16 protein-coding genes and 3 tRNA genes are annotated in these 18,663 nt (G+C 47.7%); 11 read left to right on the top strand and 8 right to left on the bottom strand.

Going from position 1 to position 18,663, the window contains the following annotated elements:
- Positions 1–99: 99 nt before the first annotated feature.
- Positions 100–2,157 carry a bifunctional 2',3'-cyclic-nucleotide 2'-phosphodiesterase/3'-nucleotidase gene (locus N5E87_RS08375; RefSeq protein WP_086904435.1) on the bottom strand — a complete coding sequence of 686 codons (2,058 nt, stop codon included), beginning with the start codon at positions 2,155–2,157 and terminating at the stop codon, positions 100–102.
- A 691-nt stretch (positions 2,158–2,848) separates the two neighbouring features.
- Between N5E87_RS08375 and N5E87_RS08380 the strand changes: the two genes are divergently transcribed.
- The 11 genes from N5E87_RS08380 (at position 2,849) to N5E87_RS08430 (ending at position 15,130) form a co-directional block, all read left to right on the top strand.
- Complete coding sequence (locus tag N5E87_RS08380; RefSeq protein ID WP_086904436.1) at positions 2,849–4,996, top strand: M3 family metallopeptidase; 2,148 nt, start codon at positions 2,849–2,851, stop codon at positions 4,994–4,996.
- A 225-nt stretch (positions 4,997–5,221) separates the two neighbouring features.
- Complete coding sequence (locus N5E87_RS08385; RefSeq protein ID WP_011622308.1) at positions 5,222–5,845, top strand: 2OG-Fe(II) oxygenase; 624 nt, start codon at positions 5,222–5,224, stop codon at positions 5,843–5,845.
- A gap of 416 nt (positions 5,846–6,261) precedes the next feature.
- On the top strand, positions 6,262–6,864 hold the full coding sequence (locus N5E87_RS08390; RefSeq protein ID WP_011622309.1) for a GNAT family protein: 603 nt from the start codon (positions 6,262–6,264) through the stop codon (positions 6,862–6,864).
- Positions 6,865–6,946: 82 nt separating this feature from the next.
- Complete coding sequence (locus N5E87_RS08395) at positions 6,947–7,411, top strand: GNAT family N-acetyltransferase (protein ID WP_011716633.1); 465 nt, start codon at positions 6,947–6,949, stop codon at positions 7,409–7,411.
- 34 nt (positions 7,412–7,445) lie between these two features.
- A complete protein-coding gene (locus N5E87_RS08400) occupies positions 7,446–7,841 on the top strand; it encodes a hypothetical protein (RefSeq protein ID WP_011625878.1) in 396 nt (131 codons plus the stop codon).
- Positions 7,842–8,102: 261 nt separating this feature from the next.
- Positions 8,103–8,489 carry a hypothetical protein gene (locus N5E87_RS08405; RefSeq protein ID WP_086904437.1) on the top strand — a complete coding sequence of 129 codons (387 nt, stop codon included), beginning with the start codon at positions 8,103–8,105 and terminating at the stop codon, positions 8,487–8,489.
- A gap of 222 nt (positions 8,490–8,711) precedes the next feature.
- Positions 8,712–9,776 carry a DUF2157 domain-containing protein gene (locus tag N5E87_RS08410; protein ID WP_086904438.1) on the top strand — a complete coding sequence of 355 codons (1,065 nt, stop codon included), beginning with the start codon at positions 8,712–8,714 and terminating at the stop codon, positions 9,774–9,776.
- Complete coding sequence (locus tag N5E87_RS08415) at positions 9,769–10,893, top strand: DUF4401 domain-containing protein (RefSeq protein WP_086904439.1); 1,125 nt, start codon at positions 9,769–9,771, stop codon at positions 10,891–10,893. The genes N5E87_RS08410 and N5E87_RS08415 overlap by 8 nt, the downstream gene beginning before the upstream one ends.
- Positions 10,893–11,408 carry a GDYXXLXY domain-containing protein gene (locus tag N5E87_RS08420; RefSeq protein WP_086904440.1) on the top strand — a complete coding sequence of 172 codons (516 nt, stop codon included), beginning with the start codon at positions 10,893–10,895 and terminating at the stop codon, positions 11,406–11,408. The genes N5E87_RS08415 and N5E87_RS08420 overlap by 1 nt, the downstream gene beginning before the upstream one ends.
- Positions 11,409–11,647: 239 nt before the next feature.
- The gene (locus tag N5E87_RS08425; protein WP_086904441.1) at positions 11,648–14,494 is read left to right on the top strand and encodes an ExeM/NucH family extracellular endonuclease; all 2,847 of its coding nucleotides are present in this window, start codon (positions 11,648–11,650) and stop codon (positions 14,492–14,494) included.
- A 207-nt stretch (positions 14,495–14,701) separates the two neighbouring features.
- The gene (locus tag N5E87_RS08430; protein ID WP_086904442.1) at positions 14,702–15,130 is read left to right on the top strand and encodes a DUF6678 family protein; all 429 of its coding nucleotides are present in this window, start codon (positions 14,702–14,704) and stop codon (positions 15,128–15,130) included.
- A gap of 57 nt (positions 15,131–15,187) precedes the next feature.
- Here the strand turns inward: N5E87_RS08430 and N5E87_RS08435 are convergent, their stop codons facing one another.
- The 7 genes from N5E87_RS08435 to N5E87_RS08465 form a co-directional block, all read right to left on the bottom strand.
- On the bottom strand, positions 15,188–16,084 hold the full coding sequence (locus N5E87_RS08435; RefSeq protein ID WP_086904443.1) for a hypothetical protein: 897 nt from the start codon (positions 16,082–16,084) through the stop codon (positions 15,188–15,190).
- Between the two features lie 10 nt (positions 16,085–16,094).
- Positions 16,095–16,853: a hypothetical protein gene (locus N5E87_RS08440; RefSeq protein WP_086904444.1), complete on the bottom strand. Its 759-nt coding sequence runs from the start codon at positions 16,851–16,853 to the stop codon at positions 16,095–16,097.
- Complete coding sequence (locus N5E87_RS08445; protein WP_176370362.1) at positions 16,853–17,386, bottom strand: hypothetical protein; 534 nt, start codon at positions 17,384–17,386, stop codon at positions 16,853–16,855. The genes N5E87_RS08440 and N5E87_RS08445 overlap by 1 nt, the downstream gene beginning before the upstream one ends.
- A 141-nt stretch (positions 17,387–17,527) precedes the next feature.
- Positions 17,528–17,812, bottom strand: coding sequence for a J domain-containing protein (locus N5E87_RS08450; protein WP_011622321.1), 285 nt, complete (start codon positions 17,810–17,812; stop codon positions 17,528–17,530).
- 430 nt (positions 17,813–18,242) lie between these two features.
- Positions 18,243–18,319 (bottom strand) — tRNA-Met (locus N5E87_RS08455).
- Between the two features lie 31 nt (positions 18,320–18,350).
- Positions 18,351–18,427 (bottom strand) — tRNA-Met (locus tag N5E87_RS08460).
- 62 nt (positions 18,428–18,489) lie between these two features.
- Positions 18,490–18,566: transfer RNA gene (locus tag N5E87_RS08465), tRNA-Met, on the bottom strand.
- Positions 18,567–18,663: the final 97 nt, after the last annotated feature.

Here is an 18,663-nt window from a genome sequence, read left to right on the forward strand (position 1 = left end):
ATCTAGAATAAAGAAAAGGCTCACAGGGAGCCCTTTCTTGTCTAAGTACGAGACTGAGTTTAGCCTGATATTGGCTTAACCTAAGTGTAATAACGCAAATTACTTCGCTTTATCTTGGCTTAGGTTGATGCGGTACACGGCAAAACCGAGTTCATCTTTACTAATCTTGGTCATTTCGCGTTGTTTATTGGCTTCGATAAAGGTAGCGGCTTTATCGCTATCTTGGGTCTGGAAGCGAATATCTAACGCAACATTGGTGCTGATGGTTTTGAAATCCCAGTTGTAGTCAGCACTTGGGTTGACCATGCCTTCATACTTGCCTGTGGTTTCGTTGAACTTAGATTGCGCTGTGATGTAGGCCGCTAAGGCTTCACGGTTAGTATCTGGCAGTTCGAGTACAACATGATCACTGCCTGTACCGGCAAACTTGCCACCAAAGGCGCGGTAGTTATTTGAGGCCACGATAAATTCTTTAGCCGCAAACTCTTCGCCAGTAAAGACTTTACCGTTGGCATCTGTGTAGCTTAAATCGACGATACGGTTAGCATTGGCATTAACGACGGCGCAGTCGCGGTCGAACTTGCTTGGTTGAGTCACATCAATCTTGTAGGTCAAGCCATCGAGCACGTCGAAGTTGTAGGTTGGGTGACCATCCCAGTTGATTAATTCCTGCGGCGTGGTCTTGGTTGGATCGATTTGATTGAATTGGTTAGCCGAACACTCCAGCCAATCTTTCAGTTCAGCACCCGTCGCTTTGACTGCCACCATAGTGTTGGGGTAGAGGTAAAGATCGGCGGCGTTTTTAAAGGTCAATGCGCCTTTATCCACTTGTACATATTGGTCTGCATCGCTGGTTGTACCGTGGCGACCACCGGCTTTGAATGGTGCTGAAGCCGATAAAACTGGCAGATCTTTTAATGCCTCGGGGAGTTTGGCTTTAACGTTAGCAATTTGCGCGTCAGAAACGATTTGTACGGTTGGATCGTCCTGCACTAAGGTCAAGAAGCTATACATATCGGCGGCAGCAACCCCAATTGGCTCGTCCACGAAGGCGAGTGTTCCTTGGTGCTCGGCAGCGACAGCATCATGGATGGCGGCGTCGGCTTCGACTAATGGTGTTTTAGTTGCGCCATCATAGATAGGACGTGCCTTAGTGGTAGCACTGAGCACAGACCACTTACCGTCTTTACGCTCGAGTTTAAAGTCGACCACACCTAAGTTGTCACCCCAGCGTCCAGGCATGATGGCTGGTACACCATTTAACAGACCTTTAGTCACGTCTGTGTTAGGTAAGTCGGCATATTTGGCATCGGGGAAAATAGAGTGGCTGTGACCAAAGAGGATGGCATTAATACCGTCGACATAGGTCAAGGCATAGGTTGCGTTCTCTGCCATAGGATCGCCAGGATTTTCGGTCGAACCAATACCAGAGTGTGGAATTGCGATAATCAAATCAGCGCCTTTTGCTTTCATTTCAGGCACATATTTCTTGGCAGTCGCCACAATATCTTCAACCGTAACTTTGCCGGTCAGATTTTGTTTATCCCACAATAAGATTTGTGGTGGCACAAAACCAATATAACCAATCTTAATGGTTTGGTTATTTCCTTCGCTATCGACGATTTGTTTTTCTTTAATGATATATGGGGTGAATAAATGTTCACCTTTTTTCACATCATTCCAGCAACCATTATCGTCGGCACAATAGACGTTGGCGTTAATATAAGGGAATTCTGCACCATGAAGTGATTTATTTAAAAAATCTAAACCATAGTTAAATTCGTGGTTACCGATATTACCTACTTCGTAATCTAATAGATTCATCGCTTTATAGGCGGGGTGAACATCGCCCATTTGCAGGCCGACTTTAGCCATGTAGTCACCCATAGGACTACCTTGAAGTAGGTCGCCGTTATCTACGAGTACACTGTTTTTGGCTTCTTTACGGGCGGCATGGATAAGGCTTGCGGTACGAGCTAGACCAATTGTTGGGTCTTCTTTACCACTGTAGTAGTTGAAATCCATGATATTTGTGTGCAGATCCGTGGTTTCTAATACACGTAAATCCGCTTGAACGATTTGCTCATCATCCGAGCCACAGGCGCTTACGCCTAGGGCGGCAGTGATCATCACTGCGAGTAGTTTTTTATTTAACATCGTTTTCTCTATTTATATTTATTTGACCCTAATACATGTTCTTTTGAGAACATGCCCATCATCCTGTTAATTCATAACGAAAGAACCGTTAGGTTGTCGCGTCATTCAGTTAACGGACGGGGATTATAAAGAGATTTGATGATCTGAATGTGACATTAATTGGATAAAAGCTGTTTCAAATTGTGACTAGGCGCCTGATTGATTAATTTGTGCACCATGGCTGCGGTATTTTTATTCATCGGCTGGTTAATTCGATGTTGCCAGCTATTTATTAAGAATAATTAATATTTGTTAGCTGATTGAGTTTCGCCTGTGCTGATATTCGATGAGTCTCTGAGATAATGTTGACGATTTTTATGAAGTGTTTTCACCTAAGCTTTTATTTATAAAATAAATTCCATCGTTTAAAACCTTGATTGTTTTTACGCCTTGCCTATGGCTGCTCGTCGCTCAATCGCAGACAAAATGCCCTTGATTGCGTAGTTTGACGGCCGTCACACATAAAGAGATACAAATTCCCCTCGATCCTTGGTTTCGAAAACTTGGCCGAAGGTCGCTTAACTTGCTAAGGTTGTGCGTCGAAAACGGGCGCCCAAAGCATGCGTCAGTTGGAAGAGAAGCCAAAATCCGTTACTCGCACCTTTCACTTACAAAATATAAAGACAGGGCAGTAACACTCTAGGGAGTTCCTATGCGTAAGTCTGTTATTACTACTGCCGTGGCCGCGGCATTATTATTGGGCGCTTGCTCAGAAAAACCGGCAGCCAACACCGAGGCCGCCAATGCGGTCGCGACGCAAGCGGCTGCATCGACTCAAGCTGATGCAACCAATGTGCTATTGAGTAAGAGTCCACTGCAGGATCAAGCTCCGCAGTTTAATCTGATCAAGAGTTCGGATTATGCCCCCGCGTTTGCGCAGGGCATAAAAGAACATGAAGCTGAAATTGCCGCCATTATTGCCAATAAACAGGCGCCCACCTTCGAGAATACGATTTTAGTCATGGAAACCTCGGGTGAGTTGTTAACTCGAGTGTCACGCACCTTCTTCAATCTGGCGGGGTTAATCTCCGACGATGATTTCCAAAAAACCGAGGCGGACTTAGCGCCTAAGCTGTCGGCTCACCGCGATAACATTTACTTAGATCCAAGTTTATTTGCCCGTGTTGAAACCGTATATCAACAACGTGCCGGGTTAAATGCCGAAGATAAGCGCTTGGTCGAGTTTTATTACGAGCAGTTTGTACGTGCTGGGGCCAAATTATCCGATGCCGATAAAGCCAAAATGCGCGACTTTAACGCTGAGTTAGCGACCCTTGCGACTGAGTTTTCCCAAAACAGCTTAAAGTCATTTAAAGACGATGTGATTGTTGTGACCGACAAGGCACAACTGGACGGTTTATCTGACAGCGAAATCGCGACCTTAGCGGCCGCAGCGCAGGCGGCGGGTAAAACGGGTTACCTGATTACCTTAGTGAATACGACTCGTCAGCCTATCTTAGCCAGTTTAAACAACCGCGAGCTGCGCCAAAAAGTCTGGGAAACCTCGGCTCACCGCGCCGTTGCCAGCAATGGCCCTTTAATCGTGAAGATGGCGCAGCTGCGCGCCAAGAAAGCCAATTTACTCGGCTTTGATACTTGGGCAGCCTACGCCGTAGCCGACCAAATGGCTAAAACGCCAAGCGCCGTGTATGAAATTTTAGATGACTTGGCACCTAAGGCGTTGGCTCACGCTAAGGCCGATGCGGCGGATATCCAAGCTGAAATCAAAAAGGCCGGCGGTAATTTTGAATTACAACCTTGGGATTGGGCTTATTACGCCGAGAAAGTGCGTCAGCAAAAGTACGCCCTCGATGAGAGCAGCATCAAACCCTACTTTGAATTTAACTCTGTGCTGAAGGATGGCTTGTTCTTCGCGATGCACAAACTCTACGGCATCAGCGTTAAACCGCGCACCGATTTACCAGTATGGAATAGCGATGTCCTCGCCTTTGAGGTTTTCGATAAAGACAACAGCTCTATTGGTCTGTTCTATCTTGACCCTTATGCCCGTGAAGGTAAGGGCGGCGGCGCTTGGATGGATGAGTTTGTCACTCAAAGCGGCCTGCTAGGCACTAAGCCTGTGGTGTATAACGCACTGAATATCCCGAAACCAGCCGACGGTCCAACCTTGATGACCTTCGATGAAGTGACCACTATGTTCCATGAATTTGGTCATGCGGTGCACGGTTTATTCTCCAAGGTGAAATACCCGAGTGTGGCAGGTACCTCTACCGCGCGCGACTTTGTGGAGTTTCCATCTCAAGTTAACGAAGATTGGAACATTGACCCAGCGGTCATTGCCAATTACGCCAAACATTATCAAACTGGCGAGCCTATTCCTAAAGCCTTACTCGATAAAATCTTAGCCTCGAATAAATTTGGTCAAGGTTTTGATACTGTTGAGTATTTAGCGGCTGCATTACTGGATATGGAATGGCACTCGATTGGTGCCGACACCCAAATCAAGGATGTGGAACAGTTTGAGCATCAAGTGTTAGCCAAACATGGCCTCGATTTCGCGCCAATTCCACCCCGTTATAAGTCGAGCTATTTTAGCCATGCTTTCTCCGGTGGCTATTCTGCCGGTTATTACGCTTATCTGTGGACGGAAGTGTTTGCCGCCGATGCCTTTGCCTATATGGGCCAACATGGTGGTTTAAAAGCCGAAAACGGCGATAAGTTCCGTGATGCGGTATTGTCTAAAGGCAACAGCGAAGATCTGATGCAGGATTACATCCACTTTACCGGGCAAAAACCCACGACAGATGCCTTATTAAAGCGCCGTGGTTTAGTCGATTAAACGATTCATTGTAAAAAGGGCCAAAGGCTTGGTAGGGCAACCTATCAAGCCTTTTTTTACGCTATTGTTTTTCGATAATCTTTACTCTAAAATCCCGCCAAATTTGACTGTGGGATAGCTTCTTTATCCCGTATCGACGCCCCTCGAAAATCAGGCTCAGTTCCCCCTCCTTTGAGCCCTTGAGTACAGCTAAAGCGTAGCCTTTTATTATTGGATGTAGCATTAATGGTTTCGCAATTAAGTGAAGCAGTGCTGGATGTGATCGCTGACGCCTTGGTAGACAAAGGCTATATTTTTTTACCCGAGTTAATTCCTCACCCCATTAGCCAAGTATTATTGGAAAAAATCCAAGCAACAGAAATACATGAGCTCAAAGCGGCCTCGATTGGACGTGGCGCTGAGCAGCAGCTTAATCCCGATATCCGTCGAGATAGGATCCAGTGGCTTGAGGAGCAGAGTGAGCCAGATAGCCTCTATCTAGACTTGATGACGCAGTTAAAGGATGGCTTAAATCGTCGATTATTTATGGGGTTATTCGACTACGAAAGCCATTATGCCGTGTATCAACCCGGCGCCTTTTATAAGAAGCATGTGGATGCGCTAAAAGGCAGTCAAAACCGTATCTTAACCACAGTGTTTTTCTTAAATCCCGATTGGACGCCAGCAGATTGCGGCGAGCTGATTATTTACGATGAAGCCGATAATGAGATAGAACGCATCGCGCCTAAAATGGGTCACTTTGTGATTTTCTTAAGCGAGCGCTTCCCCCATGAGGTGAGTAGAACCTTAGCCCAGCGCAACAGTATTGCTGGTTGGTTTAGGGTGAGTAATAGCGTGCACGGGTTTTAATGATTGGGCCGTAAAGGCTTGATGCTGCTGAAATGCTTAATATGATTTCAAGGCGCAGTGTTTTTAAGTAAACACTGCGCTTTTTTGATCTTAATGGGCTGCGTTATCGACATCCGTCAAATCGATGCCTAAGTCGCTCTCTTTTGCTAGTTTGCGTTGACGCTAGGCTAAAAGGGGGCATCACTATCCGAACTCTTTCGATCCCTGCGTTATTTAGTGGCATCAGAACTAGCCTCATTCGATTCATTAACATGTCATTTTCTAAGGCGAAGCTTAAGGAAATCTTAGCGTTAGCACCTAGAATGAAATTATCAAATCACATTGAAAATAGAGGTTTTTTTATTTTAGATTAATGTTAGGCTAGTAAAAAATGTGCGCAAGGACACACTTTTTAGTCAGCTAATGGAGGCGATACTGTGGGCGAACGCGATCTTTTAGGTTGTTTAACGGGTGAACATGTAGTGCTAGAACCCCTCTCTTTATCCCATGTTGCCGCCTTGAGTTTAGCCGTGACAGATGGCGAGTTGTGGCGTTTATGGTTTACCAGCGTGCCAGAGCCAAGCGAGATGAAAGCCTATGTGACTAAAGCCTTGGATGAGAAAGCGCGCGGCGAGAGTTTCCCGTTTGCGGTGCGCGACCGTCTCTCAGGTGAGATTGTCGGCTGCACCCGTATCTGCCATTGGGAGAGCGAGCATCGCCATTTGGAGATTGGTTACACTTGGTATGCCAAGCGCGCCCAGCGCACGGGGATCAATACCGAATCTAAGTTATTACTGCTGACCTTTGCATTCGAAACCCTCGATGCCATTGCCGTCGAGTTTCGAACCCATTGGCATAATCAAGCATCTCGCCAAGCCATTGCCCGCCTCGGCGCCAAGCAAGATGGCGTGCTGCGCAACAATAAGATCCTCAAGGATGGCACGATCCGCGATACCGTGGTGTATTCCATTATCGATTCCGAATGGGCCACAGTGAAACACAACTTAGCATTTCGCTTACAACAGCGACCAGTAGAGTAGGGTGGATTGCTGCTTCAAATGGCGATGGTCATTCGCTATTTGGACTCGCAACACGCATGTAGATTTGAGGTTGGAAAGGCCGATGGCAAACATTATTTCTCGCGCTGACGTATCCCATAGTCATGAGGTTGCCCTGTTATTTAATGAGTATCGGCAGTTTTACGGCTGTAAGGATGATGTCCTCGCGGCGGAGCAGTTTATTCGTGCGCGTTTACAGGATGCCTCGTCCGTGGTGTTTATGGCGCGCTCCCCCGAGGGAATGGGGCTGGGGTTTGTGCAGTTGTATCCCAGTTTTTCATCGCTGCGTTTAGCGCCGATTTTTATCCTAAACGATGTGTTTGTCACCCAGCATGCGCGTTGTGTTGGCATCGGTCGAGCGTTGGTGCAACAGGCGGCTGAATATGCCAAAGCCCAGGGCGCTCGCGCCTTAGTACTGGAGACCCAAAAGGAGAATGTCCGCGCGCAGGGATTGTACGAGGCCTTAGGGTTTGTGCGGGATCAGAAATTTTTAACTTACGAGCTTGAGATCCACTCATTGCTTAAGTAGTTTATGCTTAATTGCTAATAAAAAGGACAACAAGATGTTTAAAGCGTTTGCCGTTGCCGGCTTAATGTTAACTGTGAGCCATAGCGTAGTCGCCGATGAGGCAGAAAAGGCCTTTAGTAAAGAAGCCATTGAATGTGCTGCTTATTATCAAATCAGTTCCGAGGCCATTGGCGCCATGAATGCCCCGCAAATGCAAGCTGTGGGTGAGCGCTTAAAAACCTCTAAAGTCGAGGCTGAAAATCTGGCGAAGAAGTATCAGTCAGAAGCTGAAGTCACTCAAGCGGTGGCCGACGCTAAAGCGCGCCAGATCCAGAGTCTAGGCGGCTCAAGTAACTTAGGTGCACTAATGGGCAAATACAAAGAAGAGTGTAAAAACCTGTTAGCCGATCCGCAAAAGCGCCTCGATTACTGGACCATGGCCACCATGTAAGCCTTGCCTGTGATAAACAAAGGAGCCTGTGGCTCCTTTTTGTTATCTGAAGTTTATTTATAGATTTACTGTGGTTTAGCATGATTTAGTCTTTATGAATGTGATTCCGCCGATACCTGTGTCATGGCACATGCTATGTGTAATAGCGCACAGCTTTTGTCATTAAGAGTAAGGCTGTTGTAATAGAGTGCCGCTTTGGCGGGTCTTACTCCCTAGATGAGCATGGGCCTAATGGCCGCGAATAAGGGCGAGAGATAACCAATGATCAGTTTGTCGATAGCAACAATCCTGAGTGCAGGTGTGTGCGTTTACCACTTACTGGAGGGGAAACAAAAGCGGCTGCCGAAGCTGATGAGTGCGCCTTTATCTGAGCCTGATAAACAGTGGTTCAGCGCGCTATTTTATTGCCAATCGGTATTCTATGTATCCACTACCGCGGTGTTTTTGGTGTGTGCGCTCAAACTCCTTCCTGAAATGTATGGCTACAGCCTATTGCTGTTTTTGGGGCTTAACTACGGTATGTATGCCATTTGGCTGTTTTACGTGGCGTTGTTATCCCCACCTCAAGCCAGCCTGCGACTCCGTTTGCAATCCTTAGTCTTTTTATTGATAGCCTTGCTTGCGGTGCTCAGCCCACTGCAGTTATAAACGCGTTCGTTGAGCTCGGATTTCCCCTGCCAATAGACAGTACCTATATCCCTTTGGGTGATTTATGGATAAGGCTGAAGATTCACTTATCTATTTGCTCTATTGATCAATACAATAGGGACTATCTTTGGCAATTTGCTTGGCAGGTTTGTCGCGCACTTAGTGGTAGCTCTTAGTGATCGTTGCGCTGTCAACCTCAGGTAATAATAGGGAGATTTCAGATTGCGCCATCTTACCTCGCACGTCTATGAATGGCTGGAACAGGGACATATCACGCCAATCGAGGCAAATGAACTCTATCGACAGTTATCCGTACCACCCAATGCTGCCAGTTGGCGCAGCTTATTGGCGCAGCTTTTACAATGGGCGGGGGCGTTAAGCTTTGCCTGCGGGGTGATTTTCTTTTTTGCCTATAACTGGCAGTCACTCGCGCGAATGAGCAAGTTTGCGCTGATTGAAGCGGCGCTATTAATTAGCCTTGTCAGCTTTGTCTGGTTGTATTATCGCAGCGCAGCGAAGCAGCTCGTTGACCCTTCTCATTGTTTGTTCGGAGCAACCCTTGCCAATGCTGCGCTGCTGGTGGTGAGCATGTTAGTGGGTGGGCTGCTCGCGCTAGTTGGGCAAACTTATCAAACTGGCGCCGATCCTTGGCAGCTGTTCGCCATTTGGGCGCTTGCGATTTTGCCCTTCGCATGGGTGGCTGGCTTTGATGGCCTATGGTTACTGCTGGTGGGGCTAGTTAATTTAAGCCTTGGGCTGTATGCCGATACGACTTTGCTCTGGCTGGATGAACAGTTGTGGTTATGTCTCTTTGTGGTCCTTAATCTGACTATCTACTACGGTTTTGTGTTTCTCGGCAGTACCAGCAGACGTTGGTATGCGCCATTTGTAGAGTATGCGAGTTCATTGATGGCCATGGGGTGCTTTACCTTACTGGTGTGTTGGATGATTTTTGAGCCGAGCGACACTAAGCCGCTGCTGGTTGCGGTGTGGGTTGGTTATTTTGGCCATCTATTGTTTGGATTCTGGTGGTTCAGGCACAAACGATTGCAGGTTTATCCCTTGGCATTGGGTGGCTTTAGCTTGATCAGCGTCGGCGCGGCGTTATTCACCGAACTGCTGTTTCGCAATAGCGATCCTATTGGCGGCTTTTTGTTGATTGGGCTTTATATCATTTTAGCGAGCACAGGCTTAAGCACTGTGTTAAGGCGATTGCATCGGCAAGCTAAAGCGGGCATCTCGCCTACGCAACTCCGCAGTGAGAATGAGGAGCTAAGCCATGAATAAGCACCCCAATGAGTCGCTGCAAACAAGCGAGATAACTGCGCCGCAAGCTCTGTGGCAGAGTTTATATGCTAAGGGCGCAGTGAATACCCCAGAGTTGCCCGATTCCCAAGACATGCCCTGGTATATCGCTTTGATGCAAGCCGGCGCGGCCTGGATAGCCGCTTGGTTCTTATTAGGTTTTATGGTGTCACTTTTCGATAGCCTGTGGGGGCGATTCGAAGGGGGCGCGGCACTTTTTATCGGTGGCAGCTATTTAGGCTTAGGGCTTGCCTTATATTGGGGCGGGCGCCAGCAGCACTTTTTGCAGCAGTTTGCCTTTGCCTCCTGTTTAAGCGGCGCGCTTGCTCTAGCTTGGGGGCTGTTTGATTTACTCGGCGACACCTTCAATCTGGCTTGGTATCTGAGCATGGCGGCACTGTTTTTACTGCTTTGGGGGATTATCAAGCACGCTGTGGCCCAGTGGGTATTTGCATTTGGCTGTAGTGTCTGCGTCACAGGCCTGTTGGCCGAGTGGCATCTCTTATCGTTAACGCCGACGCTGTGGCTGTTACTATCGAGCATTATGCTACTCAATCTTCACCGCACTGGGCACCACTATCAACGGGCGAGAATGTGGATTTTTGCCACCAGTGCAAATCTGCTCACCATTCAACTTATGCATGTGTTTAGTCTGGATAGCGAGTTTTCGCAGTTGTATGCTGTAGATTGGCAATCGGGGATTACCGCGGTTCATTTACTGATCGTGTTTGCCATCTGCAGCTTTTTACTCCTGAGTCTGTGTAAACAATGGCAGACTCCATTGACCCATCCCGCCATATTATTTGCGCTTTTAGGATTAGTGCTCATTACTGCACTGTCTTTCCCCATGCAGGGATTATCGACGGCAGTGCTGCTGATATTGTTGGGGCACTACGGGCATGAGGCGTGGCTTAAGGGGATGGGAATCGCCTCTGGGCTAGTGTTTGCGGCGGGCTATTATTATTCCCTTGAGACGACCTTGATGCTTAAGTCTCTGTATTTAATGGGATTAGGCGGGGTGCTGATTATCGCAAGGTTACTGATGTGGCGCTTTTTTCCCATCACACAAGTGCAGGTTGAGCATAAGGAGAAAGCATAATGGATAAAGCGACCTTAGCATTAAGCCGTTTCCATAAGCGCGCCTTAGTCTTAGTAGTGTTTACCGCCGCGGTACTGCTGATAAGCATCAACTGGCGAATAGCCCAGTTTGAGCAGTTATTACAAGATGGCCAAGTGGTACGTTTTGCCTTAGCGCCAGTGGATCCTCGCTCGATTATGCAGGGGGATTACATGGCCTTGGAGTATGCCATTGCGCAGGAGGTGCGCGCCGCACTGCCTGAAGGGATGACGCAGGGGCAACTGCTGTTGACGCTCGACTCGCAAAAAGTGGCGCACTTTGTCGGTATTTACCGTGACCAACCAAAAACGGCTGAGCAACTCACGGTAGATTTTCGTCTGCGTAATCATAGAGTAAAGCTCGCCTCAAATAGTTTCTTCTTCGAAGAGGGCCAAGCAGACCACTTCAGCCAAGCCAAGTATGGAGAATTCAGAGTCAGCAAACGGGGAGAGTTGTTGTTGGTGAATCTGCTGGATGAGCAGTTGCAACCGCTATAACGGACAACCCTGATGATCGTTAACAAGATGGTGAGCCATGCTCGCCATCTTCGCTATTTTTCCTAGTCCAATCCGCTAAATCGTCGCCTAAATATCCATCTTAAGTTGCAACTTGCGTGCAACTAATTTGTAACCTTGATTCCCTATAGTATCGTCAGTTTTCGAGGCTAAGCGCTTCGAGAAATCGTAAGTCTTTAACTTCAATACCAATATAAAAAAGATACTTATTAGGGGTCATTATGTTTAATAACAAAACACTGTTGGCGTTAGCCATCAGTAGCGTGTGTGGTTTTGCCCATGCTGCCGATAATCTGATTATTTCTGAATATGTTGAAGGCAGCAGCAATAACAAAGCCATTGAGCTGTACAACCCAACTGCCAACACTCTCGATTTAAGCCAGTATCAATTGCGCTTCTATTTTAATGGCAGTACCAATGTGGGCACGACTATCGCCCTGAACGGCACCTTAGCCGCAGGTGCGACTTATGTGGTTGCTGATAACGACGCATCGGCGGATATTCTGGCTGTGACGAATCAACAAAGCAGCGCGAGTTTTTTCAATGGTGACGATGCCATTGTGCTGACCTATCAAGACCAAGTGATTGATAGCTTAGGCCAAGTAGGTGTCGATCCCGGCACTGAGTGGGGCAGTGGTGATTTATCGACGCAGGACAATACTCTGCGCCGCAATCCCGATCAGCTAATCGCCGATACCATTATTGATGATGCTGTTACCTTTAATACATGGTTAGGTTTTGCCAAAGACGATATCTCGGATCTGGGTAAATTCAGCGCAGGCACACCCACTGATCCTGTTGAGCCGCCACCGAGTTCACTAGCCTGTGGCGAAGCCTCAACGCCTATCCATGCCCTACAAGGTTCGACCAATGTCAGTCCGTTAAACGGACAAACCTTAGTGGTAGAAGCCATAGTGGTGAGTAACCAAGAAGCTGGCCTAAAGGGCATCTTCGTGCAAATGGCCGACAACGAAGCCGATAACGATCCTCAAACCTCGGAAGGGGTGTTTGTTTATACCGGTAATGCGCCTACGGGTTACGTGGCGGGCGACCGTGTACGCTTAAAGGCTAAAGTCACTGAATATCAAGGCTTAACGGAACTGACTACCGTTGCCGATCATAAACTGTGCACTGCAGGACAACCACTACCCACTGCCGCCGTGGTGACATTACCTGTGAATTCGAGCGATGACTTTGAACCATTTGAAGGCATGCGCGTCCGCTTTAGCCAAGATCTGGTGGTGAACGAAGTCTACAACTTGGGCCGCTATGGTGAAATTTCACTCGGTAGCAGCCGTCACTTTATTGGGACACAAGTCGCTGCGCCAGGTGCCGATGCCTTAGCCGTCACGGCGGCCAATCTTAAAGACAGTATTTTACTCGACGATGGCCTAACGGCGCAGAATCCTGATCCTGTGATTTTCCCTGCGCCAGGTTTAAGCGCGTCGAACACTGTGCGTGTGGGTGATAAAGCCACGAGCCTGACGGGCGTCATGCACTATGGCTTTAATCTTTATCGCATTATGCCGACTGAGCCAGTTAATCTTGTGGCGGAAAATCCTCGTCCACAATCGCCAGTGCTTGCCGAAGGTGGCAACCTGAAAGTCGCCAGCTTTAACGTACTGAACTACTTTAATGGCGATGGACTGGGCGGTGGTTTCCCGACTGCGCGCGGTGCCAATACCTTGAGTGAGTTTGAGCGTCAAAAAGCGAAGATTGTCAGCGCTATGGTGGGGATCAGTGCCGATGTGTTTGGTCTGATGGAAATCGAGAACGATGGCTTTGGCGCTAACTCGGCGATTGCCGATCTCGTGGCGGGCCTCAATGCCGCTGTAGGTGAGAACCGCTATGCCTATGTTATTCCAAAGGTCAATGGCACTAACTTAAGCGCTATTGGTACGGATGCGATTACCGTTGGTTTAATTTATCGCAGTGACAAAGTGAGCCCTCAGGGTGATGCGCGTATTTTATCGAGCGCTAACTCTCCCTTAGATGACGCCGGGCAGCCGCTGTTCGACGACAGCAAAAACCGCCCTATGTTGACTCAAGCCTTCGCGCTAAACGGCAGTGAGGAGAGTGTGGTCGTTGCGGTTAATCACTTGAAATCTAAGGGCAGTGAGTGTGCTGGCGATCCAGATATGAACGATGGCCAAGGTAACTGCAATATTACCCGTACCCGCGCAGCAACGGCGGCAGGGCAGTGGATTGCCACGCAGTATCCAGAGCAAGGTGTACTGCTGATTGGCGACTTAAACTCCTACGCCAAGGAAGATCCGTTAAGCGCATTGGCTAACGCTGGCTTTAGCGAGTTGTTTGCAAAACTCGAAAAAGCGAATCCTTATTCCTATGTATTCTCGGGTGAATCTGGGCAGTTAGACCATGCGCTGGCCAATGCCGCGTTAGTGGATAAAGTCCTAGATGTGACCGAGTGGCATATCAATACCGACGAGCCGCGCGTGTTAGATTACAACGAAGAGTTTAAGACGGCTGCGCAGGTGCAAGACCTGTACGCCGGTGATGCTTATCGCTCATCGGATCATGACCCTGTGGTGATTTCACTGCTGCTCGAAGCCGAAAAAGTGGCTCCTGAGGCCAGTTTCACTCAGGTAGTGAATGGTGCGAGTGTGCAATTGACGTCAACCTCCATTGATAGCGACGGCCAAATCGTCTCTACTGAGTGGGACTTTGGCGATAATAGCCAAGCCAAGGGAGAGTCGGTATCCCACACCTATGCGCAAACTGGTGATTATCTAGTGACGTTAACCGTGACCGATAATGATGGCTTAAGCCATAGCAGCTCACAAATGGTGTCTGTCGTGGTTGAGAACGTGAAAAAGCCACCCGTTGCGCAAATTCAGCACATCAATTTATGGCTAGTCGATATGTTTATTTCGACCAGCTATGACACAGACGGTGTGATCAAGCAGCATAAGTGGAAGTTTGATAACGGTAGCCGTGCAAGTGGTCCAGTGGTGTTTCGCCAAGCTCGCCGCGGACTCCATACGGTCGAGTTAACCGTGAAAGATAATGATAAATTAACGGATACCACGTCACTGACCTTCCGTTAAGCGTTAGCCTCTTTCTTTAAATATCAAAAGCCTGCTATTGCAGGCTTTTTTTACGTTTATTCACTTACTTAATGACTATCTTAACTGACTGTATCAACTGACCATAACGTGCTCTAAATTCAAGCTAAGTCGATTTAAGTATCTATCCGCTTGCGCTAAGATGACGCCACTTAAGGATTTTTACTCACAGGGAGCAGGCGCATCGCAATGAATGCAGACACCTTGGCGTACCTCAATCAGCATCAATTAACCTCGGTGATGAGCCTCACTAAATGGCGTCAGCTGGAGCTGGCACTCCATGAAAAGCCAGAGTTTGTGCCCCATGTGCGTTATAAGTTGCTGGAAGATGAAGGGCCAAATCCAGGTTTTACGCCAGTGTGGTGGGACGAGTTACTCGCGATTTGCGAGCGGATTGAATGGCTTGAGATTGACCCGCTCAAAAGAGAACACCGCGGCAGATTGCTGCCGGAAAAGACCACGGACTTTACAGATTATATCGAGGCGCAACTATACAAGTATCGACTCCCCTACAGTAAAGAAGCACAAGGGCTCAGGATTTGGGGCTATCTTCGCCCCGATGCGACTATGCCAGTATTTTGTATTGCACCTGGTGGCGAGACGATAAAGGAAGCGTAAGCAAGTTCAGACGGCAGATAAAAAGAGGGCGCTAATTGATTAGCGCCCTGATAAGGATTAAAGCACGATATAAAGCGGCCAGCCGAGTAGACCGACGAGTCCTTCTTTATGCTCGAATCTTTCTAAACGCTCAGGTGAGGCATCGCTAAGCAGCAGTTCGCGGTAGCTTTTCGCGAAATTCAATGTACGCAGTAATGCTGGCGCAAAGTTTTTACCCAAATCTTTACCGATAGTCTCGGCCAGCTCCGCAGGGAGTTCCGCCAAGGTTTTTTGGGTTTGCTGCTCGATATACTCGAGGCTAAACCATTCGTCCTGCAAGCTGATTTTGGCAATGCGCTTTTTCAGATCTTGTCTGACTTTGGCATTATCAAACAACATCCGATACAACACTGCTTCGGCCAATACGCTCTCCAGATTTAAGAAATCCAAAGGATCGTAGCTGGTTTGGGCATAAAATTGCGCCATAAGCGCCGCAATCGATTGCTGACGTTGGTGCTCAGCCAATGCATCCTGGTAGGCCTCATAGCCCAGCCACTCTTCGGCATCAGGCGGCGTAGAGACTTGTTCCAGCAGGAATTTGTCCACATCACCATAGAGCGACTTACCATTCGCCAGCTTATGTTTGCTGACGACGCTGAGCATGCTCCAACCCTTTTGGAAGCATTTGACCACACCATCGGCGGTGAGCAATAAACGCACCGCTTGCTGTTGATCCTGATCAGACAGTTCCATTAATCCGAGACTGACGACGCCAATGACATCGTGCGCCGCCTGTTCCAGTAAGTGCATCTTGTACTTGTTGTAGAACTTATCCGCCAATTTGAGGCTCATCAAAATGGCTTTAGATTTGATTTGTGCGAGCTGCTCACCGCTAAGGGTGTCGTCTGCTTGGCCTTTGGCTAACACCTTGCTCAGGTATGGACCTTGGTCTAAATCACGCAGTACCAGTTGCATCTAGGGATCCTTAATCTAAAAAGCTAAACATATCATCCACTTCTGCGTATTCATCCGTGACTTGGTTTTTCTCTTTGGCTTGGATAACCAGTTCATTGACGAACTTATTAATGATCATCTCCCAGCCAGAGCTTTCGTTACGCAGCAGGTTTTTAATGGCTTTTTCTACATCGGGTGCCAGCTCATGGATTAACGCCATCAGACTACGTGGGTCATCTAGGCTTAAGCTATGGGCTTCTTCACTGTCGACACGGCTGTCATAGCCGACGGTGTCGGTATCTTCTTCATCGTCATAATAATCGTTGAAGTGGTCTTCATCGTCGTGGCGCTCACCCAACATCATCTCGATAAAGGGGATAGACAGATAGAAGAGGCCGGCGGGATCTTCGGCAATGCACTCTAAAATAGCGGTTTGTTTTTCTTCGCTATCTTGGATGCGAATTAAATAGGTCAAAAAATCAAAGGTATGCTGAATGAGTTCTTCGGCATTGTTCTTGATTTTTTCTTCCCAATACAAAGGTTGCTGACAGACGATGTCGCGAATTTGCTCAGGGGTCATCAGCTCCGACATAATTGACGGGCAGGAGATATCGTGGTGACTGTTGATTTGCGTCAGGGTCACAATATCCATTTTTTCAATGACTTCGACTAATTGCTCATCGTTCATTGTGGTGGCGATGAGTTCGAAACGTTTACTGGCCTGTTTTGGCTCGACATCGGCGAGCTCTTTAATCTCGGCAACGGTTATTTCAATGAGACTAGTGTTCATTAGCGGTCCTCATCATCGTAGTGATCGTAGTAGCCATCTTCCTCTTCGCCGTCATCATCGTCGTCATCGGCATAATCGGCGTAATCACTGTCTTCGTCTTCAAAATCATCGTCAGCGCTGCGTTTAGGCGCAGGTGCAGTTTTGCCTTGGTTTTCCAGTAGATAGAGTACGGCGCAGCTTTCAATCAATAAATCTTCTGAATAGGCGCGCACCGCCTGTACTAATGGGACATCGGCATTGTTAAAGCCGATAGTGACCTTGAACTCGTCCCACTCGGGTTGCGTTGCGGTGTTAATCCAGTGAGCCCACTTGAGCTTGGCGTCACTTGGAAATTTGACTCGGCCATAGAGTGCCACAGGCAGGTACTCGGGTACCGACTCGAGCATTTTAGGATCGGCCTGTAATACTTTTTTGATTTGACTGGTAAATTGTTCCAGTGCCTTGGGCGTATCCGGGTCATCATAGGACTCGATATTGTCGTAGGCATTGGTCTTAAGCTCATTAATGCGTGAGATATTCAGTTTTTTGGCCATGGGCATGTCTCGAAATAAAAAGCTATCAAACAAACAGCTTCTCAAAATAAACCGTGTTGCAATAAAAGGTCCAAATTAAGGGGCTTGGCAAACTAAGCTCATTAATTTGGCACTCCCAGCGTTGCACTGGAAATAACCCGCTTAAGGGTAAAACTGATCCCATAATTCGCGCATCGCGCCATTGGGATCGGTCACGATCACATTGTTGAAGTCTCGGATAAACGCATTTCTAAGCTTGGGATCTGAGAGCACTTCATAAGCTTTTTTAACGCGCTCAAGTTGTTGTGATGCTTGCTCTTTTTCTTCATCAGAGGCACCTAACAACTTATCGGGATGGTATTTGTTTGAGAGCCGGCGATAGGCTTTTTTAATATCGTCTTCTTTGGCGCTAGGTTTGATACCGAGCACACTAAAGTGGTTAATCATATTTGTACCTGCAGGCGATGGGTTGGTATCGCAAGATAAAAGGCTAAGTGCTGATTATCTGTCAATTTGTGGAATTATGATTAGTCAGCGATGGATCATAGCAGAAATGCGTATTGGGCGGCAAACGACTCTGTTGGCATTTATGACTGAAATCCTGGCATTAATTAGGCTTGATGAAAATCGCCGACGCTTTGGGAAATGAGGTATATAAAGTCAAACAGGGGCGGGGGAAAGGCAAGTAAGCCCTGTGAATTGAGGTTTGTAACTTCAGTGGAATTTACACCAACGACCTTCGCCTGTTGTTTATAAAGGGGCTGAGCCCGACGTGCGTCTAGTTACAACTGATCGAAACAACTATGGGGCACAAGACGTGAATTTTAGATACAAAAAAACCAGCTTAATGCTGGCCTAGTGATATTAAGTTGATAATTGGTTGCGGGAGCTGGATTTGAACCAACGACCTTCGGGTTATGAGCCCGACGAGCTACCAAGCTGCTCCATCCCGCGTCCGATTATTACTTTATTTTTATCCATCAATTGGTTGCGGGAGCTGGATTTGAACCAACGACCTTCGGGTTATGAGCCCGACGAGCTACCAAGCTGCTCCATCCCGCGTCCGATATTGAGGATTTACAAGATTCGATATCCTTTTGAATATCATTACCTTGACTTTAAATTGGTTGCGGGAGCTGGATTTGAACCAACGACCTTCGGGTTATGAGCCCGACGAGCTACCAAGCTGCTCCATCCCGCGTCCGTCTTTAAAGCGGGGCGAACTATAACGGCAGCGCTGTGGCATTGCAAGGAGGAATTTCAAAAAAGTGGGCGAGTGCTTAAATATGAATCGTAAT

This window comes from Shewanella sp. GD03713 (assembly GCF_029843705.1).
Classification (GTDB): Bacteria; Pseudomonadota; Gammaproteobacteria; order Enterobacterales; family Shewanellaceae; genus Shewanella.